Annotated in this window: 24 protein-coding genes; 13 read left to right on the top strand and 11 right to left on the bottom strand. The window is 69.8% G+C overall.

The window, feature by feature from the left end:
• Positions 1–135 precede the first annotated feature (135 nt).
• The 6 genes from ACFVWD_RS09505 to ACFVWD_RS09480 are packed head-to-tail and all read left to right on the top strand — an operon-like array spanning position 136 to position 4,997.
• On the top strand, positions 136–942 hold the full coding sequence (locus tag ACFVWD_RS09505; RefSeq protein ID WP_389594729.1) for a TauD/TfdA dioxygenase family protein: 807 nt from the start codon (positions 136–138) through the stop codon (positions 940–942).
• Positions 939–1,643 (top strand): SDR family NAD(P)-dependent oxidoreductase, encoded by a 705-nt coding sequence (locus ACFVWD_RS09500; RefSeq protein WP_217570219.1) that lies wholly within the window; start codon positions 939–941, stop codon positions 1,641–1,643. Before ACFVWD_RS09505 ends, ACFVWD_RS09500 begins: the two co-directional genes overlap by 4 nt.
• Positions 1,640–2,170 (top strand): carboxymuconolactone decarboxylase family protein, encoded by a 531-nt coding sequence (locus tag ACFVWD_RS09495; RefSeq protein WP_389594728.1) that lies wholly within the window; start codon positions 1,640–1,642, stop codon positions 2,168–2,170. The genes ACFVWD_RS09500 and ACFVWD_RS09495 overlap by 4 nt, the downstream gene beginning before the upstream one ends.
• Before the next feature lie 34 nt (positions 2,171–2,204).
• Positions 2,205–3,467 (top strand): SRPBCC family protein, encoded by a 1,263-nt coding sequence (locus ACFVWD_RS09490; protein WP_389594727.1) that lies wholly within the window; start codon positions 2,205–2,207, stop codon positions 3,465–3,467.
• Entirely contained in the window at positions 3,454–3,774 is a 321-nt protein-coding gene (locus tag ACFVWD_RS09485; RefSeq protein ID WP_389594726.1) for a hypothetical protein, read from the top strand. Before ACFVWD_RS09490 ends, ACFVWD_RS09485 begins: the two co-directional genes overlap by 14 nt.
• Positions 3,775–3,776: 2 nt before the next feature.
• Positions 3,777–4,997, top strand: a complete 1,221-nt coding sequence (locus tag ACFVWD_RS09480) for an amidohydrolase family protein (RefSeq protein ID WP_389594725.1) — start codon at positions 3,777–3,779, stop codon at positions 4,995–4,997.
• Between the two features lie 86 nt (positions 4,998–5,083).
• Here the strand turns inward: ACFVWD_RS09480 and ACFVWD_RS09475 are convergent, their stop codons facing one another.
• From ACFVWD_RS09475 to ACFVWD_RS09445, 7 genes are read right to left on the bottom strand one after another with little or no spacing between them, the layout of a single operon-like run.
• Entirely contained in the window at positions 5,084–5,875 is a 792-nt protein-coding gene (locus tag ACFVWD_RS09475; protein ID WP_389594724.1) for an enoyl-CoA hydratase, read from the bottom strand.
• A 15-nt stretch (positions 5,876–5,890) separates the two neighbouring features.
• A complete protein-coding gene (locus tag ACFVWD_RS09470) occupies positions 5,891–7,075 on the bottom strand; it encodes an acyl-CoA dehydrogenase family protein (protein ID WP_389594723.1) in 1,185 nt (394 codons plus the stop codon).
• Complete coding sequence (locus ACFVWD_RS09465) at positions 7,072–8,037, bottom strand: acyl-CoA dehydrogenase family protein (RefSeq protein ID WP_389594722.1); 966 nt, start codon at positions 8,035–8,037, stop codon at positions 7,072–7,074. The genes ACFVWD_RS09470 and ACFVWD_RS09465 overlap by 4 nt, the downstream gene beginning before the upstream one ends.
• Positions 8,027–8,968 (bottom strand): NADPH:quinone oxidoreductase family protein, encoded by a 942-nt coding sequence (locus ACFVWD_RS09460; RefSeq protein WP_389594721.1) that lies wholly within the window; start codon positions 8,966–8,968, stop codon positions 8,027–8,029. The genes ACFVWD_RS09465 and ACFVWD_RS09460 overlap by 11 nt, the downstream gene beginning before the upstream one ends.
• Positions 8,965–9,981, bottom strand: coding sequence for a phosphotransferase family protein (locus ACFVWD_RS09455; RefSeq protein WP_389594720.1), 1,017 nt, complete (start codon positions 9,979–9,981; stop codon positions 8,965–8,967). Before ACFVWD_RS09455 ends, ACFVWD_RS09460 begins: the two co-directional genes overlap by 4 nt.
• Positions 9,978–11,291, bottom strand: a complete 1,314-nt coding sequence (locus ACFVWD_RS09450) for an acyl-CoA dehydrogenase family protein (protein ID WP_389594719.1) — start codon at positions 11,289–11,291, stop codon at positions 9,978–9,980. The genes ACFVWD_RS09455 and ACFVWD_RS09450 overlap by 4 nt, the downstream gene beginning before the upstream one ends.
• A gap of 1 nt (position 11,292) precedes the next feature.
• Positions 11,293–12,612 (bottom strand): AMP-binding protein, encoded by a 1,320-nt coding sequence (locus ACFVWD_RS09445; RefSeq protein ID WP_389594718.1) that lies wholly within the window; start codon positions 12,610–12,612, stop codon positions 11,293–11,295.
• A 199-nt stretch (positions 12,613–12,811) separates the two neighbouring features.
• On the opposite strand from ACFVWD_RS09445, the gene ACFVWD_RS09440 reads away from it, so the two are divergent.
• Entirely contained in the window at positions 12,812–13,405 is a 594-nt protein-coding gene (locus tag ACFVWD_RS09440) for a TetR/AcrR family transcriptional regulator (protein ID WP_205522371.1), read from the top strand.
• A 99-nt stretch (positions 13,406–13,504) separates the two neighbouring features.
• Positions 13,505–14,557, top strand: a complete 1,053-nt coding sequence (locus tag ACFVWD_RS09435; RefSeq protein ID WP_389594717.1) for a dihydrodipicolinate reductase — start codon at positions 13,505–13,507, stop codon at positions 14,555–14,557.
• Positions 14,558–14,820: 263 nt separating this feature from the next.
• On the opposite strand, the gene ACFVWD_RS09430 is transcribed toward ACFVWD_RS09435, so the two are convergent.
• From ACFVWD_RS09430 to ACFVWD_RS09415, 4 genes are all read right to left on the bottom strand, one after another.
• A complete protein-coding gene (locus tag ACFVWD_RS09430) occupies positions 14,821–16,011 on the bottom strand; it encodes an NAD(P)/FAD-dependent oxidoreductase (RefSeq protein WP_389594716.1) in 1,191 nt (396 codons plus the stop codon).
• Positions 16,008–16,205 (bottom strand): ferredoxin, encoded by a 198-nt coding sequence (locus ACFVWD_RS09425; RefSeq protein WP_101408374.1) that lies wholly within the window; start codon positions 16,203–16,205, stop codon positions 16,008–16,010. Before ACFVWD_RS09425 ends, ACFVWD_RS09430 begins: the two co-directional genes overlap by 4 nt.
• 419 nt (positions 16,206–16,624) lie before the next feature.
• Positions 16,625–17,326, bottom strand: a complete 702-nt coding sequence (locus ACFVWD_RS09420; protein WP_389594715.1) for a response regulator transcription factor — start codon at positions 17,324–17,326, stop codon at positions 16,625–16,627.
• Between the two features lie 262 nt (positions 17,327–17,588).
• Positions 17,589–18,188, bottom strand: coding sequence for a MarR family winged helix-turn-helix transcriptional regulator (locus ACFVWD_RS09415; RefSeq protein ID WP_389594714.1), 600 nt, complete (start codon positions 18,186–18,188; stop codon positions 17,589–17,591).
• 331 nt (positions 18,189–18,519) lie between these two features.
• Here ACFVWD_RS09415 and ACFVWD_RS09410 point away from each other — a divergent pair, with 331 nt between their 5' ends.
• From ACFVWD_RS09410 to ACFVWD_RS09390, 5 genes are all read left to right on the top strand, one after another.
• Positions 18,520–19,119 (top strand): TetR/AcrR family transcriptional regulator, encoded by a 600-nt coding sequence (locus ACFVWD_RS09410; protein ID WP_389594713.1) that lies wholly within the window; start codon positions 18,520–18,522, stop codon positions 19,117–19,119.
• Positions 19,120–19,303: 184 nt separating this feature from the next.
• A complete protein-coding gene (locus ACFVWD_RS09405; RefSeq protein WP_389594712.1) occupies positions 19,304–20,518 on the top strand; it encodes a sensor histidine kinase in 1,215 nt (404 codons plus the stop codon).
• Positions 20,515–21,195 (top strand): response regulator, encoded by a 681-nt coding sequence (locus ACFVWD_RS09400; RefSeq protein WP_389594711.1) that lies wholly within the window; start codon positions 20,515–20,517, stop codon positions 21,193–21,195. Before ACFVWD_RS09405 ends, ACFVWD_RS09400 begins: the two co-directional genes overlap by 4 nt.
• A gap of 97 nt (positions 21,196–21,292) precedes the next feature.
• Entirely contained in the window at positions 21,293–22,162 is an 870-nt protein-coding gene (locus tag ACFVWD_RS09395) for a LysR family transcriptional regulator (protein ID WP_389594710.1), read from the top strand.
• Positions 22,163–22,462: 300 nt separating this feature from the next.
• Positions 22,463–23,614, top strand: a complete 1,152-nt coding sequence (locus tag ACFVWD_RS09390) for an MFS transporter (RefSeq protein ID WP_389594919.1) — start codon at positions 22,463–22,465, stop codon at positions 23,612–23,614.
• Positions 23,615–23,794: the final 180 nt, after the last annotated feature.

Below are 23,794 nucleotides of genomic sequence, written 5' to 3'. Positions count from 1 at the left end.
CGGCCAAACCTGACCATCACTCAGGATCGAAGACTCATCCCGCCGGACGACAGGAGGCGAGAGGCTCGCCGTCCCGGGCCTTCCGGTAGACCAACCGGCGAGAATACTATTCTCGCATCCGGAAGGGAGATTTTCATGATCGCAACGAAGGCCCTCAGCCCGAGCCTGGGCGTAGAGGTCACCGGCGTCGGCAATCTGCTCGACGATCAACTGATCAGCCGGTGCGCGGAGGCGCTCCAGTGGCGCGGCATCCTTCTCATCCGCGGGCTGCACCTCGACGACGAAGGCCAACTGGCCTTCAGCCGCAAGCTGGGCAAGGTCTTCGCGGTGCGGGGAAAGGAGATCTTCACCGTCTCGCTCGACCCGGCCAGGAACCCGACGTCCCAGTACCTCAAGGGGACGTTCCACTGGCACATCGACGGCACCATCGACCCCGTACCGACCAGGACGACCACGCTGACCGCCCGGCACGTGGCCATGACCGGCGGCGGGACCGAGTTCGCCAGTACCTACGCGGCGTACGAGAACCTTCCGGAGGCGGACCGCAAGCAGTACGACGACCTGCGCGTGGTGCACAGTTTCGAGGCGGCCCAGCGGCTGGTGACGCCCGACCCAGGACCCGAGGTACTCGCGGGCTGGCGCGAAGTCCCCACCCATGAGACGCCGTTGGTGTGGAAGCGCCGAGACGGCCGCCGCTCCCTGGTGATCGGGGCGACGGCGGACCACATCGTCGGCATGGCGGCCGCCGAAAGCCGGGCACTGCTGGACCGGTTGCTGGAGTGGACCACGCAGGAGAGGTTCCGCTACACCCACGACTGGCGGGTCGGCGACCTGGTGGTGTGGGACAACACCGGGATGCTGCACCGGGCGCTGCCGTACAGCGCCGACTCGGAGCGAACGCTCCAGCGCACCACCGTCGTCGGCGACGAGGAGCTGTCATGAGGACGGCGGTCGTCACCGGCGGCGCTTCCGGTATCGGTCTGGCCATCGCGGAGCGGCTGGCGAAGGACGGCTACCAGGTCGCCGCGCTCGACCTCAATCCGTCGGACACGAGTGTCGTTCCGGCCACCGACGTCGCCGACCGGGCCCAGGTCGATGCGGCGCTGGCCGCGGTCAGGGAGCGGCTGGGACCCGTCACGATCCTGGTCAACGCGGCCGGAATGGACGGCTTCAAGCGCTTCTCCGACCTCACCTTCGAGGCCTGGCACCGGGTGATCAACGTCAATCTGAACGGCGTCTTCCACTGCGTACAGGCCGCGCTTCCGGACATGATGGAGGCGGGCTGGGGACGGATCGTCAACATCTCCTCCTCCAGCGCCCAGTCGGGCCAGCCGTTCATGACGCACTACGTGGCGTCCAAGTCGGCGGTCAACGGCCTGACGAAGGCACTGGCCCTGGAGCTGGGCCCGTTCGGCGTGACCGTCAACGCGGTGCCGCCCGGTTTCATCGACACCCCGATGCTGCGCAAGGCGGAAGCGCGCGAACTGCTCGGCGGGACGGTCGAGGAGCACATCCAGCGCACTCCGGTACGACGGGTCGGCCGCCCGGAGGACATCGCCGCGGCCTGCGCGTTCCTCGTGTCGGAGGAGGCCGGCTACATCACGGGCCAGATCCTGGGCGTGAACGGGGGCCGCAACACATGAACCGTATCCCGCCGCTCCCCTACGACGAGTGGGACACCGAGGCGCTGGCGTCCCTCGCGCCGGGGCGCAGACTGCCGCCGTCCAACGTCCTGGGCCTCTTCGCACAGCACCCGGAACTGGCCACGGCCTTCCTCGGCTACAACCGGTATCTGCTGGGCGGCGGTTCCACACTGTCTCCGCGCACCCGCGAGCTGGCCATCCTGCGGGTGGCCTGGCGCAGGCGCTGCCAGTACGAGTGGGTCCAGCACGTGCTGATCGCGCGGAAGGCCGGCGTCACCGACGAGGAGATCGACGCGATCCGCGCCGGCAGGCCGACCCCGATCACCCGGGCAGTGGACGAACTGGAGGCGGATTCGGGCCTGTCCGACGACACCTACCGGGCGCTCGCCGCCGAGCTGGACGACCGGCAGCTGATGGATCTGGTCTTCACCGTCGGCACGTACGGCCTGCTGGCCATGGTCCTCAACACCTTCGAGGTGGAGCTCGATCCCGGCCTACCTGCGGAGAACTTCACTATCGCTGAATGAGAATGCTATTCTCACTCCGGAAAGGGGAGCAGCCATGCCACACTTCAGCAAGCCTGAGGCCGGGAGCTGGACCGAGCAGTACCCCGAACTGGGCACGAGTCCCGTGAACTACGAGGACTCGATCGATCCCGCCTACTACGAGGCCGAACGCGAGGCCATCTTCAAGCGGACCTGGCTCAACGTCGGCCGCGTCGAACAGGTCCCCAAGCCCGGCCACTACTTCACCAAGGAACTCGCCGCCGCCGGCACCTCACTGATCATCGTCCGCGGCCGCGGCCAGCAGATCCGCGCCTTCCACAACGTCTGCCGCCACCGCGGCAACAAGCTCGTCTGGAACGACTTCCCGGGCGAGGAGGTCAAGGGCACCTGCCGCCAGTTCACCTGCAAGTACCACGCCTGGCGCTACGACCTCACCGGCAAGCTCACCTTCGTCCAGCAGGAGGGCGAGTTCTTCGACCTCGACAAGGACGACTACGGCCTCAAGGAAGTCGCCTGCGACATCTGGGAAGGCTTCGTCTTCGTCAACCTCGACCCCCAGCAGAGCCTGCGGGAGTACCTCGGGGACATGGCCAAGGGCCTGGAGGGTTACCCCTTCCACGAGATGACCGACGTCTTCACCTACAAGGCCGAGGTCGGCAGCAACTGGAAGCTGTTCATCGACGCCTTCGCGGAGTTCTACCACGCGCCCGTCCTGCACCAGAAGCAGGCCACCAAGGAGGAGGCGGAGAAGCTCCTGGGCTACGGCTTCGAGGCGCTCCACTACGAGCTGCACAGCCCCCACTCGATGATCTCGTCCTGGGGCGGCATGGCGCCGCCGAAGGACCCCTCGATGGTCAAGCCGATCGAACGGGAGCTGCGCAGCGGTCTGTTCGGCCCCTGGGACCGGCCCGACATCGCGGGCCTCGACCCGCTGCCGGCCGGTGTCAACCCGGCCCGCCACCACTCCTGGGGCACCGACTCCTTCGTGCTGTTCCCCAACTTCATGCTGCTTCTGTGGGCACCGGGCTGGTATCTGACGTACCACTACTGGCCGACGGCCGTGGACAAGCACCTGTTCGAGGCGAACCTCTACTTCGTCCCCGCGAAGACGGCCCGCGACCGCCTCGCCCAGGAACTCACCGCCGTCACCTTCAAGGAGTACGCCCTCCAGGACGGCAACACCCTCGAGGCCACCCAGACCATGCTCAAGGGCCGCTACGTCACCGACTTCCCCCTCAACGACCAGGAGATCCTCCTGCGCCACCTCCACAAGGTCGTGAGGGACTACGTGAAGGAGCACGCCGATGCTGCCGAGTGACTTCGCCGAACTCGAGCCCTACAGCGACTGGGTCCTCGGCAGCGAACGCGAACGCTACGCCAAGCGTCTCACCAGCAGCATGGCGGACATGCAGGCGTTCTACGACGCGGCGTTCCCCCTGCTGGACCGCGCGACGACACACCTCGACAAGTTCCCGCTCGACGACCTGCCCGAGCCCGAACGCAATCTGATGCTGCTCATGTTCTCCCTCGTCATGGTGTCTTTCCCCATCGAGGTCTGGAAGCAGCCCCGCGTCCCCGACTCGGGCGCCGCCTACCTCGACGTCATCGCCGAGCCGCAGGTCTGAGCATGGTCACGATCAAGGCCGCCCGCGTCCTGCACGTCGAGACGGGGCAGATCGAGGAACCGGGCCTGGTCACCGTCGACGGCGACCGCATCGCAAGCGGCGGCGGAGAAGGCGGCGAGGGTGACGTCCTGGATCTGGGCGACGTCACCCTGCTGCCCGGCCTGATGGACATGGAGGTCAACCTCCTCATGGGAGGCCGGGGCGAGGTCCCGGGCCTCTCCCCCGTCCAGGACGACCCGCCGCTGCGCATGCTCCGCGGGGTCGCCAACGCACGCCGGACACTGCGCTCGGGGTTCACCACCGTCAGGAACCTCGGCCTGTTCGTGAAGACCGGCGGCTATCTGCTGGATGTCGCGCTGGCCAAGGCCATCGACGCCGGCTGGATCGACGGCCCCCGCATCGTCCCCGCGGGGCACGCGATCACCCCGACCGGGGGGCATCTGGATCCCACGATGTTCGCCGCGTACGCCCCCGGCATCATGCCACTCTCCCTGGAGGAGGGCATCGCCAACGGCGTCGACGAGGTGCGCAAGGCCGTCCGCTACCAGATCAAGTACGGCGCCCAGCTGATCAAGGTCTGTGCGTCGGGCGGGGTCATGTCCCACACGGGCACCGCGGGCGCGCAGCACTACTCCGACGAGGAGTTGCGGGCCATCGTGGACGAGGCCCACCGGCGCGGACTCAAGGTGGCGGCGCACACCCACGGCGCCGCCGCCGTCCGGTCCGCCGTGGAGGCCGGCATCGACTGCATCGAGCACGGCTTCCTGCTGGACGACGAGACCATCGAGCTGATGGCCGAGCGCGGCACCTTCCTCGTCGCCACGACCGCCCTGATCGACGGAATGGACCTGTCCAGGGCCCCGGCCGAACTCAAGGCGAAGGCCGGCGAGATCTTCCCGCACGCCAGGACGGTCGTCGCCCGGGCCCTCAAGGCGGGCGTGAAGATCGCGGTCGGCACCGACGCGCCGGCGATCCCGCACGGCCGCGGCGCCCAGGAGCTGGTCGCCCTCGTCGAGCGCGGGATGACCCCGCTGGAGGTGCTCCGGGCGGCGACGGTCAACGCGGCCGAACTGATCGACGCCGAGGACCGCGGACGGATCGCCGAGGGACTCCTCGCGGACCTGATCGCCGTACCCGGCAATCCGCTGGAGGACATCTCGGTGATGGCCCACGTCCGCTTCGTGATGAAGGGAGGGAAGGTCTTCCGTCACGAGCGCGGCTGAACAAGGTCTGTCCGCGGGGTTGTTCCGAGGGGCGGGGGGGGGTGTGCGCCCCGCCCCTCGAAGCGTCATCTTCGAGCAGTCCGCGTTCACTGCGCCTTGATGTGGTCCTTCATCTCCTCGAGCCGCGTGAGGATCGGGTAACCGCCCACGCTCAGCGCGTTCCCGTGCCCGGTCTCATGGATGTCGAACACCGACTGGACGGCCGCGTAGAAGCCCTGCACGTCCAGGGTCTGGTTGACGGCCCGCTTGGCCTGGCGGAGCGCGAAGGGGTGCATCCGCGCGATCTGCCCGGCCAACTCCATGGTCGTCGCGTCCAGTTCGTCGAGCGGTACGACACGGTTGACCATGCCGACCTTCTCCGCCTCCTCGGCGGTGACGGCCCGTCCGGTGAAGAGGATCTCCTTGGCCTTGCGCGGTCCGAGCTCCCAGGTGTGACCGTGGTACTCCACTCCCCCGATGCCCATGTGCACCACGGGATCGGAGAACTCGGCGTTCTCGGCGGCCACGATCAGATCGCAGGGCCAGCACAGCATCAGGCCGCCCGCGATGCACTTGCCCTGGACCGCGGCGATCGACGGCTTGGGCACATTGCGCCAGCGCAGGGTGTACTCCAGGTACCTGCGCGCCTCGGCGGTGTAGATCCACTCTAGGGTGATCTTGTCGGGGCTCGGCCAACGGTCCTTCAGGTCGTGGCCGGCCGAGAAGTGCCGTCCGTTGCCCCGCAGCACGATCACCCGTACGTCCTCGTCGGCCGCGGCGCGGGTCCAGGCCGCGTCCAGGTCGTCGAGGAGGCCCATGGTCTGGGCGTTGGCGACCTCGGGCCGGTTGAGGCTGATGACCGCGACCCGGTCCTCGACCTCGTACAGAATCTGGTCCATCCACGTCCTCCTGGGTTATCGCGGCAGGCCGAGGATGCGCTCGGCGATGATGTTGCGCTGGATCTCCGAGGTGCCGCCCGCGATCGTCCCGGCGAAGCTGCGCGCGTACCGCTCGAACCAGCTGGAGATGAAGTTGTCGATGCTCATATGGTTCGGCGGGCCGGTCACTTCGGGATGGACCAGGCCCTCCGGGCCGCGGTCCTCCAGTGCGTTGAGGCTCGCGACCTGGATCGCCTCGGAGCCGAACAGCTTGAGGACCGACAGCTCCGCCGGGTCGTGGTCGCCGCCCAGTTGGCGGTAGCCGAGCAGCCTGAGCGCCTGGGCGTCCATGAGGAGCGTCGCGTACCACTCCTCGTCGCTGGGCGCGTCCCGGATCAGGTCGTCGAGGCGCTCGGCGAAGCTCAGCCACAGCATGGTCCGCTCGTGCCCGAGCGAGCCGTGCGCCACCGACCAGCCCTTGTTCAGGGGGCCGACGAGGTTCTCGCGCGGGACCCGGACGTCGGTGAAGAACACCTCGTTGAAGTCGAGGTCGTCCTGCGCGGCCATGGACGCGAATGGCCTGCGCACCACGCCCTCGGTGTCGGTGGGGATGAGCAGCACGCTGATGCCCTGGTGCTTGGGCGCGGCCGGGTCGGTGCGGACGAACGTCAGCAGGACGTCCGCGTCGTGCGCGCCCGAGGTCCACACCTTCTGCCCGTTGACGACGAAGTGTCCCCCACTCCCGGCTCCGCTCGAACGGGCGGTGCCCCCATCGTCCAGGACCGCGCGGGTGCGCAGCCCGGCGAGGTCGGATCCGGCGCCCGGCTCGCTCATGCCGAGCGCCGCCGTGATCTCGGCGCGCAGGAGGGGAATCGCCCACCGCTGCTTCTGCTCCTCGGTCCCGAAGGTGAGGATCGAGGCCGCGATGATGCCGATGCCCTGGGGGTTGAAGCTGTGGTAGATCCGCCGCCTCGACAGCTCCTCCAGGTGGGCGAGTTGCTGCGGCAGGGTGGCGTCCCGGCCGCCGTACTCGGGGGGTTTGCCGGGCAGCAGCCAGCCCGCGTCGAACAGCGTGCGCTGCCAGCGGCGGGCCCACGCGGGGACGTCGGCGCTGGACCGCGACGCGGGGTGGGCCTCTTCCGGGGTGGGCAGGTGGGCGTCGAGGAAGGCGGCGAACTCGGCGCGGAACGACTCCACTTCGGAGCCGGAGTCCAGCTTCATCCCGCCACCGCCCCTTCCTGCCCGCTCGTCTCCCGATCCGGCCCGCTCGTCTCCCGATCCGGCCCGGACCTCTCCCGCTGCGGCCCGGACCTCTCCCGTTCCTGCCGCGTCTGCTCCAGCAACGCCCTGCGGTGTACGGCCGCCGTCCCCAGCAGCAGATCGCCTGCCTTGGCCCGCTTGAGGTGGATCTGCAGTTCGTTCTCCCAGGTGAAGCCCATCGCTCCGAAGAGCTGGAAGCCGTTACGGAAGACGGTCCGCTGGCACTCCCCGGCGGCGGCCTTGGCCATCGAGGCCGCCCTGCCGCGCCGTGGGTCGTCCTCGGCGATGGTCAGCGCGGAGAAGTAGGCGAGGGCCCGGGCCCTTTCGATGGCGACGTACATGTCCGCCGCCTTGTGCTTGACGGCCTGGAAGGAGCCGATGGGCACGTCGAACTGGACGCGTTCCTTCACATGGGCGACGGCCAGGTCCAGAATGCGCCGGCAACTGCCGACCATGGAGATCGCCAGACCCATCAGGGCGAGGTCCGGGATCCCGGGGACCAGGTCGGGGACCTCGACATGGGCCGCGTGGAGGGTCGGGTCGAAGATGTCGACGCGTGCCGCGCCGAGCTCCGGGCCCGCCACGATCCGTACGCCGTCGCGGGTGAGCAGGGCGATCTCGTCCGCCCGGTCCGCGTCGAGGACGAACCGGCCGGTGCCGTCGAACACTCCGGTTCCCGAGCCGCTCGGCAGCCGCCCGGCGAGCGGAGCGAACCAGGTGGCCGTGGCCAGGAAGGGGGTCGGATCGGCGGCGTACCCCAACTCCTCCAGGACGATGGCCAGTTCCACCGGAGGGGCCTCCAGCCACCCCAGTTCCAGATACGTCGCCCAGAGCCGGTCCTCGGGCTGCGATCGGGACTTGGCGACCGTCTCCCTCACCAGCCGTTGCAGCAGCCGTTGGTCCTCGTCGAACTCAAACTCCACGGCCCACCTCCAGAAGGGTCTTGCCGATGGCGCGGCGGTCCAGGTCCAGGGCGGTCGCCACCTCGTCGAGCGGGTGGACGGCGTGGACCCGGGGGTGGATCAGACCCTCGGCGAACATGCGGTTCAGCTCGGCGCGGGTGACGGCCAGCTGCTCCCGGCCGTGCCGCGCCCAGCCGCCGAAGTCGAAGCCGTGGATCGTGACGCCCTTGAGCATCGCCAGATTGAGCGGGAGCCGGGGCACCTCGCCGCTGGCGAAGCCGACGTTCACGAACCGGCCGCCCCAGCGCATGGCCCGCAGCGCCTGTTCGGAGTGCGGTCCGCCGACCGGGTCGATCACGATGTCGGCGCCGCCCGCGTCCCGCAGCCGCCGCTTGAGGTCGTCGTACGGGAGTGCCTCGTGAGCGCCCTGTTTGAGGCAGGCCGCCCGCTTCTCCTCGGTGGAGGCCACGGCGACCACCTCAGCGCCCAGCAGCACGGCCAGTTCCACGGCCGCGAGACCGACCCCGCCGGCCGCGCCGAGCACCGCCACCCGCTCCCCCTCCTGGAGGCGGCCGATCAGCGTCAGCGCGTTGTACGCGGTGGCGTGCGAGACCCCGAAGGCCGCCGCGCGCCGGGTGGGGATCGTGTCGGGGATCCGGTACAGGCTGGCCGCCCGGACGGCGACCCGCTCGGCGAAGGCACCGACGAATACGGACCCGAAGACCCGCTCGCCCTTCTCGAACCCGTGCCCCGACTCGGCGACCACCCCGGCGAACTCGCTGCCGGGAGTGAACGGCAGGTCCGCCTTCACCTGGTAGGTGCCCCGGATCACCAGGACGTCGGCGAAGTTCACCGCCGCGTAGTGCACGTCGACGGGTACCTCACCGTCCGGGTCGGGGACCTCCTCGACGACCACCGGGCCGCCGACGGTATGGCATCGGGCCGCCCTCATAGCCGTGTCGTCGCGGCCAGTTCGGCCGCCTGGGCCGCCATCTGCAGGACCGCGTCCCCGTAGTAGGCCATCTTCGGGTTGCCGCCGTCGCCCTTCACATGGCGGGCGTAGCCGCCCTCCAGCACGATCGCCATCTTGAACCGGGCGAGGATCACGTAGTAGTCGATGTCGCCGACGTCCCGGCCGCTGACCTTGGCGTAGTGCTCGATGATGTCGGCCCGGTCCGGCATGCCCGTGTAGTCGGCGTACCTGCCCGCGGCGTCCCGGTCCTCGTCGGCGTTCGGCCAGCCCATGACGACCCAGCCGAGGTCGAGCAGCGGGTCGCCGACGGTGGCCATCTCGAAGTCGACCAGGGCGGCGAGCTCGGCGGGCGCCCCGTGCTTGAACATCACGTTGGCGAACTGGTAGTCGCCGTGGATGATGCCCGGCTCCCAGTGCCGGGGCCGGTGCGTGCGCAGCCAGGCGGCCGCCGTGTCCAGGCCCGGTATCTCGCGGAACCCGAACTTCGCCAGGTGCGCCTGCCAGCGGTCCACCTGGCGGTCGTGGAAGCCGTCCGGCCGGCCGAACCCTTCGAGTCCCTGGGCCCGCCAGTCGACGTTGCCGAGCTTGGCGATGCCCTCCACCAGCTCGTAGGCGAGACCGGGGCGCAGGGACAGGTCGCTCTTGAAGGGCTCGGGCCAGCCGTCGGTGTTCATCGGCGACCAGCCGTTCACATGGCCCATGAGGTAGAAGCACGAGCCGATCACGTCGGTGTCGTCGCAGACCGCGATGGCCTCCGGGTGCGGCACCTCCGTCCCGCCCAGCGCGTTCAGCACCCGGAACTCCCGCAGCATGGTCTCGTTGCGGCCCGGCGGGACCTTCTCCGGGGGCTTGCGCAACACCATCCGCCGCTCGCCGCGCCGGATGTCGAAGATGTCGTTGGAGGTGCCCCCGGAGATGAGGGACACCTCGACCGGTTCACCCGGAGCGATGTCCTGACCGTCCAGCCAGCGGGCGAGCGACTCGATGTTCACATGTTCTCCAGCTGCTTGCGGGCCCACTCCCGGCGAGCGGGCAGATGCTGTGAGGGCCAGGGCCCCGACGCGGCCTCGTAGCCGCGCAGAAGGTCCTTGGCCACCGTGACCTTGTGGATCTCCGAGGGCCCGTCGACGACCGCCATGACGGCGGCGCCGGTCCACATGTCGGCGAAGGGCATCTCGTTGGACACGCCCAGGGCGCCGTGCAGGTGCATGGAGCGGTACACGATGTCGTGCAGCACCTTCGGCGTCAGGAACTTGATGGCGGAGATGTCCTTCCGGACCCGCTTGTAGTCCTGGTACCGGTCGATCTGCCAGGCCGTGTGCAGCACGAACAGCCGGAACTGCTGCAACTGCGCGTACGAGTCGGCAAGGTCCGCCTGGACGAGCTGCTTGTCGGCCAGCCTGCTGCCCTGGGTCTCCCGGGACAGGGCGCGCTCGGCCATCATGTCCAGCGCCTTCTGGCACTGGCCCACGACCCGCATCGCGTGGTGGACCCGCCCGCCGCCGAGCCGGGTCTGCGCGATCGCGAAGGCCTGGCCCTCGCCGCCGAGCAGCGCGTCACCGGGGACGCGGACGCCGTCGTACTCGATGAGCGCGTGCATGCCCTCGTCCGGGGCCTCGCTCATCAGACCGAGGTGGCGCTCCATCCGGATGCCCGGGGTGTCACTGGGCACCAGGAACATCGACATGCCCCGGTAGGCGCTGACGTCCGGGTCGGTCACGGCCATCACGATGACGAACTTCGAGGTGCGCGCGTTGGAGGAGAAGAACTTGCGGCCCGTGATGACCCAGTCTCCGCCACTCTCGGCTCCGCTCGAGCGGGAGGTGCCCCCAGCGTCCCGTACGGCGCGTGTGGTGAACATCTTCGGGTCGGCGCCGGCCTGCGGCTCGGTCATGGAGAAACAGGAGAAGCACTCGCCTTCGAGCAACGGCTTGAGATAGCGCTCCTTCTGCTCCTCGGTGCCGTAGCGGGCGATGATCTCGGCGTTGCCGGTGTCCGGCGCGGCCGTGCCGAAGATGACGGGGGCCCAACTGGACTCGCCCAGGATCTCGTTGATGAGGGCCAGCTTGAGCTGTCCGAAGCCGCGCCCACCGAGCTCCGGGCCGAGATGGGGCGCCCACAGGCCCTGGTCGCGCACCTGCTGCTTGAGGGCCCGGACTATCGGGCCGGTCTCCTCGTCGAGGGGGTGGAAGGCCCGGTCCGGGTAGAGCAGGTCCAGCGGGTCCACACGCTCGGCGCGGAACCACCTGATCCACTCCAGTTTCTCCTCGAACTCCGGCTCGGTGGAAAAGTCCCATGCCATGTCAGACGATCCTCGTTTCGTGGTTCCGCCAGTACGTCTCCCGGAGCAGGCCCTTGCGCAACTTGCCGCTGGGGTCCCTGGGCAGACTGAGGACGAAGTCGACGGCGCGCGGGCACTTGTACGGGGCGAGACGCTCCCGGCAGTACGCGAGCAGCTCGTCGGCGGTCACGTCGGCGGCGGCCGGCTGGACCACCGCGAGGACCCGTTCGCCCCTCTCGGGGTCCGGGACCCCGATCACCGCGACGTCGGCCACCCCGGGGTGCATGACCAGGACGTCCTCGGCCTCCTGCGGGTAGATGTTGACCCCGCCGGACACGATCGTGTGCGCGACCCGGTCGGTCAGATACAGATAGCCGTCCTCGTCGAGGTACCCGATGTCACCCAGGGTGTTCTCGCCGAAGTGGACGACGCCGTCGACGATGCGGACGTCGTCGCCCGCCCTGCCCACCGATCCCGGGTGGGCCAGCCACTCCTGCGGACCGATGACCGTGAAGCCGTACGCCTCGGTCCCGGAGTAGAACTCGTGGATGATCGGGCCGAACCAGTCGAGCATCCGCCGCTTGACCTCCACCGGGCAGGGCGCGGCACCGTGGAGGACAACGCGCAGGCTGCTCAGGTCACGGGCGCGCCGCGCGGCGGGCAGCTTCAGCATGCGGACGAACATGGTGGGGACGAACTGTGCGTGCGTGACCCGGTGACGCTCGATCAGCTCCAGGCACTCGGCCGCGTCGAAGCGGTCCATGACCACGAGGGTCGCGCCGAGCCAGAGCAGCGACATGCAGTGGACGAGCGGTGAAGCGTGGTGCAACGGGGCCGTCGAGAGGTACACGGCCTCGGGGCCGAAGCCGTAGTGGGCCAGCCCCTGGGCCACTTGTACGCACTCGGCTGAAGGGTCGCCCATCGGGCCCGCGGTGAGCTGCTTGCGCACGGCCTTGGGACGCCCGGTGGTCCCTCCCGAGAAGGGGAGCTCCCGCCCCTCGCACTCCTCGAACTCCCCCGTGCCGGGCGCCGCGAGCAGGCGCTCGTACACCTCCTCGGTGATGAGCAGCTTGCCCTCCGCCATCTCCTCGACCTCGGCGGGGAGTAGATGGGTGTTGACCGGCGTATAGAGAAGGCCGGAACGCTGGGCGGCCCAGGCGACTTCGAGGAAGGCCGCGCCGCTGGGCATACGGATCGCGATGGCGTCTCCCGGCCTGAGGCCGAACGCCGCGGCCAGCTGCCGGGACCGTGCGTCGAGCTCGGCGTATGTGACGGTCCTGCCGCCGCTCTCGATGACCGCGATCGCGTCGGGGCGCTGCTTCGCCTGCCATCCCAGATGCATGCGGCGAGAATATCATTCTCAGTGAACGCAAGTAAGAGTCTCGTAACCTGTGATGCGCGATTCGGTAGGGCGCCGCAACTTATTCCCACTGAAGTGGAGTATCGTTCTGCAAGTGACCGCAGTCCCCGAAGAACCAGCGTGGCGCCAGCGCGCCGTAGAGCGATCGACCCGTGCCGCGAAGCTTCGCGCGGAGCAACGCGTGCAGCGCTTCCTGGACTCGGCACAGGAGTTGATCGTCGAGAAGGGCACGACCGACTTCACCGTGCAGGAGGTCGTCGACCGCTCCAAGCAGTCCCTGCGCAGCTTCTACCAGCACTTCGACGGCAAGCACGAGCTGCTCCTCGCCCTGTTCGAGGACGCGCTCTCGATGGGCGCCGCCAAGGTCCGCGAGGCGGCCGCCACCGAGAGCGATCCGCTGCAGCGCCTGCGGATCGCCGTCGAGACGCTCTACGAGCAGTCGCATCCCAGCCCCGGCGTCCAGCGCCCGCTGTTCAACGACTTCGCGTTGCAACTGCTGGTCAAGCACCCCGAGCAGGTGGCGACCGCCCACATCCCGCTGCTCACGGTCTTCACCGAGATCATCGAGCAGGCCGCCGAGGCCGGTCTCATCTCCGGCGGGAAACCCCGCCGTCAGGCCGCCCTCGTCATGCAGACCGTCATGTTCGCCTCGCAGGCCCACGGCGTCCCCGCCGACAGCCACGCCCACCCGGTGACCTCCGAGGAGGTCTGGCAGTTCTGCCTGGGCGGCATCTCGGGCGTTCCGGCCACGGCGGGCAGGTCCGCCTCCGCGTAACACGGGTCCCGAACCCCTGATCCACCCGCACGGCGAGTTCCATTCTCCATTTCGGAGAGTATGGTTCTCACCATTGTGCCGGAGGATCAGGGGGTTCCCATGACCGTACGGACGGACGCCAGGCCTCACTACCGGGTCGTCCAATGGGCCAGCGGCAACATCGGCTCCCGCGCGCTGCGGGCGGTCCTCGAACATCCGGACCTGACGCTGGCCGGACTGTACGCGCACACGCCGGACAAGTCGGGACGTGACGCCGGCGAGCTGTGCGGCCTGGGCCCGACCGGTGTGATCGCCACTCACGACATCGACGAGATCGTGGCGCTCGGCGCCGACTGCGTCCTCTACATGCCGCGCGCCTGCGACATGGACGAGGTGTGCCGGTTGCTGGCCTCGGGCGCGAAAGTCGTGACGACGCGGGGCGAGTTCCATCGCGCCGCCAGTCTCGACCCCGCGGTGCGCGAGCGGGTCGAGGCCGCGTGCGAGAGCGGCAAGTCCTCGATCCACAGCACCGGCAGCAGCCCGGGGTTCATCACGGAGGCGCTGCCCCTCGCCCTGAGCTCGATCCAACGGCGGCTCGACGGCCTGACGATCGAGGAGTTCGCCGATCTCTCCCAGCGCGACTCGCCCGGACTCCTCTTCGACGTGATGGGGTTCGGCAAACCTCCCGCCGAGTACGACGAGCGCCGGCTGTCCGTGGTGCGCGACAGCTTCGGCCCGTCGCTGCACATGGTCGCCGACACGCTCTCGATCCCGCTCGACTCGGTGGAGGCCGAGGGGGAGGTCGCGACCGCGCCCCGCCCGGTCCACATCGCGGCGGGCACCCTGCAGCCGGGCACCGTGGCCGCCCAGCGGATCACGGTCTCGGGACTGCGGGACGGCCGGCCGTTGCTGCGCTTCCGGGCCACCTGGTACTGCACCAACGACCTCGACCGCGCCTGGGACGTCCGCGCCACCGGCTGGCACGTCACGATCGACGGCGACGCGCCGCTCGACATCGACCTGCGCTTCCCGGTGCCCCTCGACCGGATGGCCGCCATGTCACCCTCGTACACGGCGAACCGCGCCGTCAACGCCGTACCGGTCCTGTGCGAGGCGTCCCCCGGGATCCGCTCGACGGCCGACCTTCCGCACATCGTGGCCCGGCTCGGGTGAGCCGCCGCACTAGGTCCTGTCGTCAAATTCCCGTCGTCCGCCCGCAGGGCGGGTCCTGCGGCGTCATGGGGGTCCCCCTGCTCGAGCGGAGTCGAGAGCTTGGGGGAGCGTGCTCTCGGCGTGCCGGGCACAGGCCCTCGTACTGGACGTACTTAGGTCTGTGCCCGGTGCGGCGAAGGGGGTCCCTCCCTGTTCGAGCAAAGCCGAGAACTTGGGGGCGCGTGCATGGCGTCGCAGGGCGGACGGGAATTTGACGACAGGGCCTAGAACTCGGCGGAGGGCGGCGGCGCCACGTCGACGGCCTCGTGCCATGACGCGCCGGTCGCCACGGCCTGGCGCCAGCCGCGGATCGCCTTGGGCGGCATGCCGATCGCCAGGACCCCCACCAGACGGTCACCGGCGCGGTAGGCGACCACGAACCGACGTGCGTCCAACTCACCCTCGACCACGGTGACTTCGTCGTGTCTGCGCAGATGACCGAACGCCTGCACCTTCATGTCGTACTGGTCCGACCAGAAGTACGGCACCGGCGCGAACGGCTTGCGCGCGTCCGGGTCGAGCAGATTGCGGGCGGCGGCCATGCCCTGCTCGGCGGCGTTGGTCCGGTGCTCGATCCGCATCGACGTACCGAACAGCGGATTGTGCCAGCGGGCCACGTCCCCGGCCCCGTACACACCCGGCGCGGCGGCACTGTACTCGTCACACACGAGCCCGTCGGCCACCTTCAGACCGCTGCCCTCCAGCCACTCGGTGTTCGGCAGCGAACCGATCGCCACCAACACCTCGTCGGCCGCGACCAGTTCCCCGTCCGTGAGTCGTACGCCGGTGTCGGACACCTCGGCCACACCGACCCCGGTGCGCAGGTCCACACCGTGGTCCAGATGAGCCCCCGACAGGACCCGTCCCACCTGCTCACCGACCGCGTGGGCCAGCGGAACCGGCGCCGGCTCGAGGAGTGTGACCTCCGTTCCCAGCCCCCGTGCCACCGCGGCGGCCTCCGCACCGAGGAACCCCGCACCGACGACCACGAGTCGCCGCCCGGGCCCCAGTCGGTCCCTGAGGGCCAGCGCGTCGTCCAGGGTGCGCAGCACATGCGCGTCACCCTCGCCGGGCAGTCTGCGCGGCCGTACGCCGGTCGCCACGATCAGGCCGTCGTACGGCAGCCGCGTCCCGTCGGCCAGCAGCACCGCGCGCCCGGCGAGGTCGAGGCCGCTCGCGGCGCGCCCCAGAAACAGGTCGAGGTCGAGGGCGTCGAGATCGGCACGGGCGCGCAGCGGCAGCCGCTCCGGGCTCCACTCGCCGGAGAGGATCTGTTTGGACAGCGGCGGACGGTCGTAAGGCAGATGGGCCTCCTCACCGACAAGAGTGAGCGTGCCGTCGTACCCCTCCCGGCGCAGCGTCTCGGCCGCCGCGAGCCCGGCGGCCGAGGCGCCGACGACCAGGATCCGCCTCACTTCTCGACCAGCCGGATCGCCGCGGCCGGGCAGATCGCGACGGCCTCGCGCACGCCGTCGAGCAGCTCAGCGCCGGGCGCCTCCTCCAGCAGGATCGCGACGCCGTCGTCCTCGCGCTGGTCGAACACCTCGGGAGAGGCCATCACACACTGCCCCGACGCGACGCACTTCGGTTCGTCCAGTTCTATACGCATGATCTTTTCCTTTCGGTCGGTACAGGTCGGTGCGCAGTCGCAGTCGCAGTCGCAGTCGCAAGGGAAGGACTCGTGTCGGAGTGTTCTGCGCAATCCGTTCCCGGCGTTCGGTCACATGCGGGAAACTGCCCAAGTGGGCGATGAGCCAAGATGTGCTCTCGTCCCACATGCGAACCTTTGCGACCGTCTTCGGTCACGCGGCTCCACAGGTATCGGGGCCGACGCGCAGGGGCTGCCGCGTCACGCACGGCGCCTGCCGGGGGCGCAGCCATGTCACTCCTCGGTGGGGGCTCCGTCGGGACGGAGAACGAAGCACGGCGGAAAGGCCAGTACGCATATGCAACCGGACCGGACTGACGCGCTCCGGTCAGTTTCCTGACCACAAGCTGACGTGACACAGATCACTACCCCGGGCGGGGTCAGTGGCCGAGCCAGTACCCGAAGCCCCTGCGGGTGTGGATCAGCACGGGGCCTTCCCGGTCCACCTTGCGCCGCAGACGGGAGACGAGCTTCTCGATCGCGTTGTCGGCACGGTCCTCGCCCCACACATGACGGCAGATCTGCTCCTTGGACAGCACACGCTCGGCGTTGACCAGCAGATGCCGCAGCAGTCGGTACTCAGCGGGGGTGAGGTCGATCTCCCGTCGACCGCGCCACGCCTGACAGGTGTCGTCGTCCAGGACCAGGTCTCCGTAGGACGGCCCTTCACGTTCGGGACTGCGGGCGCGCAGCAACACCTCGGCCCGCGCGAGGACCTCGGCGATCCGGAACGGCTTGGTGACGTAGTCCTCCCGGCCCGCACCGAGTTCGGGGACGAGTCGGCCCAGGGTCTGGTACGCGGTCAGGAAGAGCACCGGGGGGCGATCGGCGGGCGTGAAGCGGCTCCCGCGGGAGAGTCCCTGCAGATCGGGCAGGGTCACATCAAGGACGACCAGGTCGAAGCGGTGCTCGGCAAGGCGCACCATGGCCTCGGCGCCGGTGCTCACCGTGCTGACCCGATAGCCCGCCAACTCCATGGTCGTCGCGAGCAGTTCGGTGGTCTCGGCGTCCTCGACGACGACCAGGACGCGTTGTCCGTCACCGCGCGCCGGCGACCGTTTCTCACTCATGTTTCCGTCCATGGAACGACCATTCGCGCAGAGCTGGAGCATCACGACTTCACGACCTCACGACCTCACGACCTCACGACCTCACACGGTCGACCTCCCCGGACGGCGCTTCAGGACGTCCGAAGGACGGCCGCGGACACACCGACCGGGTTGCGCGAACGGGCGGCCAGGCGCTCACCACATCGACGCCGCGCTCACCAGTGGCGGAGTTGCCGGTGGCTCCCTCGAAGGGCAGCCACGCCTCACGCCCTCAAAGGGCGACACCTCCGCACAATCAGTCCGACCGCGCCTCCCCGTCGCCCCCGACCACCCCATCCCTGGCCTCCACCACATCACCCCGAACCCCGGCCACACCGGCCCACGGCTCGGCCACCCCGGCCCGCGCCTCGTCCTCCTCACCGCCGGTGGCATGCGCGAGGAAGTCGTCCACCATCCCGTGGAACAGCGTCGCAAGGCGCTGCAGCTCCACCGGCGTCCACTCCGCCAACGCCATCCGCATGCCCCGCGAGCTCGTCGCACGGATCCGGTCGATCGCGTCCCGGCCGGCCGGGGTCAGTTCGACGCGCTGGGCCCGCCGGTCGTCCGGGTCCGGCGCGCGGCTCACATAGCCCGCCTTCCGCAGCTGCTGCACCTGCCGGGTGATGTGGGACGCCTCCACCTCCAACCGGGCCGCCAGCTCACCGGGACGCAGGGGACCGGAGTCGGCCATCTGCCGTAGCAGCGCCACCGCGGCACGGTCCAACCGCAGTCCTGCCATGGCCATCAGGCGATCGTGCTGCCGGACCCGGCTGTTCAGGTAGGAGATGCGGTTGAGGGCTCGCTCGATCTCGATCACGTCGGACGAGGCGGGCGCTCGAGGCACTGGTGCAGGCATACACCCAAGGTAGCACTGCTTGCCTGACTCAAGTAAGTTCCAATTCGCTTGCTCGGCTCAAGTAATCCATCGACCCACGCGTGGTGGACGAGGTCGCCGAGACGTGGAGGCATTCGGAGGCGTGGACGTCCTGGTGAACAAAGCCGGGATCACGGACAACGGCGCCATCCTGCCCGTGGACCACGGCTGGTCCGCCGTCCGACGAGCGGCGGGCCGCTGCCGAAGTGGGCGCCGGAGGTGCGTGTCCGGCCTTCGTGACCGGAGCCCTGCTGCGCGGACCGGGTTGATCCCGTCCGCGTAGCAAGCGCTCACACAGCGCTACGATGCGCTGGTGGACCAGGGAAAGGCACGCGGACCGTACGCGAAGACACCGGCCCGGCGAGCGGAGATCGTACGCGCGGCCCGCGACAGCTTCGCCGAACGCGGATACGCCCGGGCCTCGCTCCGCGACATCGCCGAGCGGGCCGGCATCACCCACGCCGGTCTCCTGCACCACTTCCGCAGCAAGGACGACCTGCTCGCCGAGGTGCTCGCCCAGCGCGACACCGAGGAGTGGGAGGAGGGCGTGGCCGAGGTCGACAGCCTCGAAGCGCTCGCGCCCTATCTCGGCACTCTGCTGGTGCGTCACCAGAAGACCCCCGAGCTGATGCGTCTGTGGCTGGAGCTGGCGGCGACGGCCTCGCGGCCGGACCACCCCGCGCACGGCTACTTCGTCGAGCGGTACGAGCGCGGCCGCACCCATGTCACACGGCGCCTGAGCGAGCTGCAGGCACAGGGGAAGCTGCGGGAGGGGCTCGGTCCGGACAGTGCGGCGACCCTCTTCCAGGCGGTACTCAACGGCCTGCAGGCCCAGTGGCTGCTCAACCAGCGCCTCGACATCATCGAACCGCTGAACCGTTTTCTCGATCTCATCCTGGTGACCGACGACTAGGAGGCCGGACCGGCCGAGGCCGGTCCGGCCGATCATCGTCATGCTCAGGTAGGACATACCGGTCGCTCGGTACTGCGTTCTCAGTAGCCGGGAGAGTCGGCCGACACATGACGACGGGACGCCCCTGCTCAGGGAGGCTGAGAAGGTTCACCATGGTCACAGCACCCGACAGGAAACCCTCCCGATGAACACCGGCTGGCAGAAGTTCGCCAAGGACCACCCCCGCGTCCTGGATGTGGCGGTCGTCCTGCTGCTGTTCGCCGCCGCCGCTCTCGGCACCACCTGGACCAGCGAGGAACCCACCGGCCGGCACCTCGCCCCGTGGCCCGGCATTCTCCTGGGCGGCATCGGTGCCCTGGCCCTGATGTGGCACCGCAGGTACCCGCTCACGGTGGTAGCGGTGACCGCGGCCGCCGCCAACGCCGCCAACGCCCTGGGCTATCTGATCACTCCCCTGCTACTGGCACCGCTCATGGCCGCGCTGTACTGGCTGGCCGTCCACACCGACCGCAGGACCGCGCGCATCGGCCTGGCAGGCACCGCCGCGCTGCTGGTCACCACCGCGCTGCTCGTCGACTCCCATCACCATCCGCTGTCCCTCGTCCTCGCGACGGTCGGCCCCGTCTTCTGGGTGCTGGTACCCATCACCTGGGGCACCGCGAGCCGGCTGCGGGCCGACTACCTGGAGGCCGTGCACGCCCGCGCGGAGATCGCCGAGCGCACCCGTGAGGAGGAGGCGCGGCACCGGGTGGCCGAGGAGCGCATGCGCATCGCCCGTGAGCTGCACGACGTCGTCGCCCACCACCTCGCGCTGGCCAACGCGCAGGCCGGGACGGCCGCCCATCTCCAGCGCACCCATCCCCAGCAGGTGCAGAACATCCTCGACGACCTCGCCGGCACCACCGCATCGGCGCTGCGCGAACTCAAGGCCACCGTCGGACTGCTGCGCCAGACCAACGACCCCGACGCGCCGCTGGAACCCTCCCCGGGCCTGGACCGGCTCTCTGAACTCACGGCCGCGTTCGCTACCGCCGGGCTCAAGGTCGACGTCACCACCGAGGGCGAGGCACGCCCGCTGTCACCGGGAGTGGACCTGACCGCCTTCCGCATCATTCAGGAGGCGCTCACCAACGTCACCAAACACGCTGCCTCGGACACCGCACACGTACGGCTCGTCTACTCCCACCACCGGCTGACCATCACGGTCACCGACGAGGGAGCGACCACGGTGACCGCCGCTCCGGCCCCGGGCCACGGTTTCGGTCTCATCGGCATGCGTGAGCGCGCCCTGTCCGTGGGCGGCCGGCTCAAGGCCGATCACCGGGCCGAGGGCGGCTTCGAGGTCTCCACGGATCTACCGCTGTACACCCCCTCCCCGGAAGAGGACCGCACCCCATGACCATCCGTGTGCTGCTCGCCGACGACCAGGCCCTGCTCCGGGCTACCTTCCGCATCCTGATCGACTCCTGCCCCGACCTCGAAGTCGTCGACGAAGCCACCAACGGCAAGGAAGCCGTCGACCTCGCCCGCATCCACCAACCCGACATCGTCCTCATGGACATCCGCATGCCCCACACCGACGGCCTGACCGCCACCGCCACCATCTGCGCCGACCCCGCCCTCGACACCACCCGCGTCCTCATCCTCACCACCTTCGAAATCGACGAATACGTCGCCCAGGCCCTCCGCGCCGGAGCCAGCGGCTTCCTCGGCAAAGACGTCGGCGCCGACGCCCTCCTCGACGCCATCCGCACCGTCGCCGCCGGCGACACCCTCCTCTCCCCCCAAGCCACCCGCACCCTCATCACCCGCTTCCTCACCACCCCCACCCCCGGCACCCCCCTCGCACCCCCCGAAGCCCTCACCACCCTCACCGCCCGCGAACGCGAAGTCATGGCCCTCGCCGCCGAAGGCCACTCCAACAACCAAATCGCCGACCAACTCACCGTCAGCCCCCTCACCGTCCGCACCCACATCCACCGCGCCATGACCAAACTCGGCGCCCGCGACCGCGCCCAACTCGTCGTCATCGCCTACCAGACCGGCCTCGTCACCCCCACACCCCCCACCCCCTGACGCCACAGCAGGCCGGGAGACCGCCCCGCCCCGTTCTGTGATAACCCAAGAGGACCACCATCTTTGCGAGAGATGGACCGGGGCATCGGGAGAGGACATGGATCTGCGACAGATGGAGGTCGTCGTCGCGGTGGCCGAGGAGGGCGGGTTCACCGCCGCGGCACAGCGGCTGCACGTGGTGCAGTCCGCCGTGTCGAGCACCGTGCGCGCACTGGAGCGGGAGCTCGGGACCCCGCTGTTCGACCGCACCACGCACCGGGTGTCGCTGACCTCGGCGGGCGAGGCCTTCGTACCGGCCGCGCGGGCGACGTTGCGGGCCGCCGAACAGGCGCGGTCGGCGGTCGACGCCGCGCGGGGGCAGCTGCGGGGACGGGTGACGGTCGGCACGATGCAGGGGGTGTGGGCCGACCTGCACCGCCCGCTGGCCGCGCTGCGCGCGGAGCATCCGGGAGTGGCGGTGCGGCTGCGGCAGGGGGCCGTGACCGACATCCGCCAGGCCTTGCGCGAGGGCACGGTCGATCTGGCGGTGGTCGCCCTCGACCGTCAGCAGCAGCGCGGTCTGGTGACCCGGCTGCTCGCCCGGGAGGAGATGGTGCTGGTGTCCGCGCCGGGCCGGGTCCTGGGCCGGACCGGGCCCGACGGGAGAGTCACACTCGCCGAAGCGGCCCGGCTGCCGCTGGTGGATTTCACACCCGGCTGGGCGATCCGCCTCGCCGTCGACCGGGCGTTCCGTGCGGCCGCCGTCGAGCGCGAGTCGACCTTCGAGGTGAACGACATCGTCGCGGCGTCCGAACTCGTCCGCGCCGACCTGGGCGTGTGCGTCATGCCCATCTCGATCGCCGACCGCTTCCCCGACCTGGACAAGCACCGCTTCGACCGGCACGCGCCGAGCTGGAAGGTCATGGTGGTCCAGCCGCGCGGCGAGGCGCCGCCGGCGGTGGCGGCCCTGCTGCGGCACATGGCCTGACGGTCGTGGCATGGGAGGCGACGGAGGGACGAGGTGGCTCATCCCTCAGCTCAATCCTCTCAATCTCTCAGCTCATCTCGTTCGGAGATGACTGACATTCGAAATCATCGCCGTGGCGGGGGAAGCACGGAGGCACCGCGGGCGCTGAGGAAACCGTGCGAGCGGCAACGAGGCCGCTCGACCACCACCCAGCGCTTCCCGAACCGCCCCACCGGTTCCCTTCCCGAGAAGGTGCCCGTGTCCAAGTCCCCCGTCCTCAAGTCACCGGGCCAGACCGCCACCGCGCAGGCGGCGCACGGCGTGCCGGGCTGGCTGGTCGCCCTCTTCGCCGTCGCCTCCGGCATGACGGTCGCCAACCTGTACTACGCCCAGCCCCTGCTGTCCTCGCTGCGCGACGTGTTCCATGTCGGCACGGCGGCCGCCGGCGGACTCATCACCCTCACCCAGGTCGGCTATGTCCTGGGCATGCTCTTCCTCGTCCCGCTCGGCGACCGGCTGGAGAAGCGACGACTGATCAGCGTGCTCCTGACGGTCACCACGCTCGCCCTGGTCGCCGCGGGTCTCGCCACCAACTTCCCCATGCTGCTGATCGCCTCCCTGATCAGCGGAGGCACCTCGGTCGTCGCCCAGATACTGATCCCCTTCGCGGCGAGCCTCGCCCCCGACCACGCCCGTGGCCGGATCGTCGGACGGGTGATGAGCGGCCTGCTCACCGGCATCCTGCTCTCCCGCACCCTCAGCAGCCTGGTCTCCGACGTGGCGGGCTGGCGGGTGGTGTACCTCGGCTCCGCCGTCCTGATGGCCCTGCTGGCGCTGGCCCTGCGCGCGGCCCTGCCGCAGCACGCGCCGACCACGACCATGCCGTACGCCCATGTCCTGCGCTCCACGCTCCAACTGGTGCGCCGCCACCCCGTGTTGTTGCGCCGGGGCCTCTACCAGGCGGCGATGTTCGGTGCGTTCAGCGCGTTCTGGACCACCGTGTCGTACGTCCTGACGGGCCCCCACTTCCACTACTCCCCCATCGGTGTCGGCCTCTTCGCGCTCGTCGGCGCGGCCGGCGCCGCCGTCGCCCCGTTCGCCGGTCACTGGGCCGACCGCGGGCTCGTCCGTCCCATGACCGGGATCGCCTTCGCCATCGCGGCCCTGGCCTTCGCTCTCGCGGGCTTCGGTCAGTCCCACATCACCCTGGTCGCCCTGGCCGCCGTGCTGATCGACACGGCCGTGCAGACCACCCTGATCCTCGGCCAGCACACCATCTACCAGCTCGACCCGAACGCCCGCGCCCGCCTCAACAGCGCGTTCATCGCTATCTTCTTCGTCGGCGGCGCGCTCGGCTCCCAGCTCGGCTCGATCGCCTACCACGCGGCCGGCTGGACCGCGGTCACCGTCCTGGGCGCCGCCCTGCCGGTGCTGGGCCTGCTCCACTGGACGACGGAACGCCGTACGGTCTGATCAGTGACCCGGGGAGCGGGTCACGATCCCGCTTCCCCCCGCAGGAAGTTGCTCACCTGACAGGCGAGGCTGTCCCTCGCCGAGTCGGACCGGGCGGGGGGGGGGGGGCCCCCCCCCCGGGGGGGGGCCGCGCCGCGCCCCCCCGACCCGCGCCGGCCCCCCCCGAGGTATAAAAAAAAA

The organism is Streptomyces sp. NPDC058086, from assembly GCF_042885015.1.
GTDB lineage: Bacteria > Actinomycetota > Actinomycetes > Streptomycetales > Streptomycetaceae > Streptomyces.
This window is presented reverse-complemented; position numbering and strand designations above follow the sequence as displayed.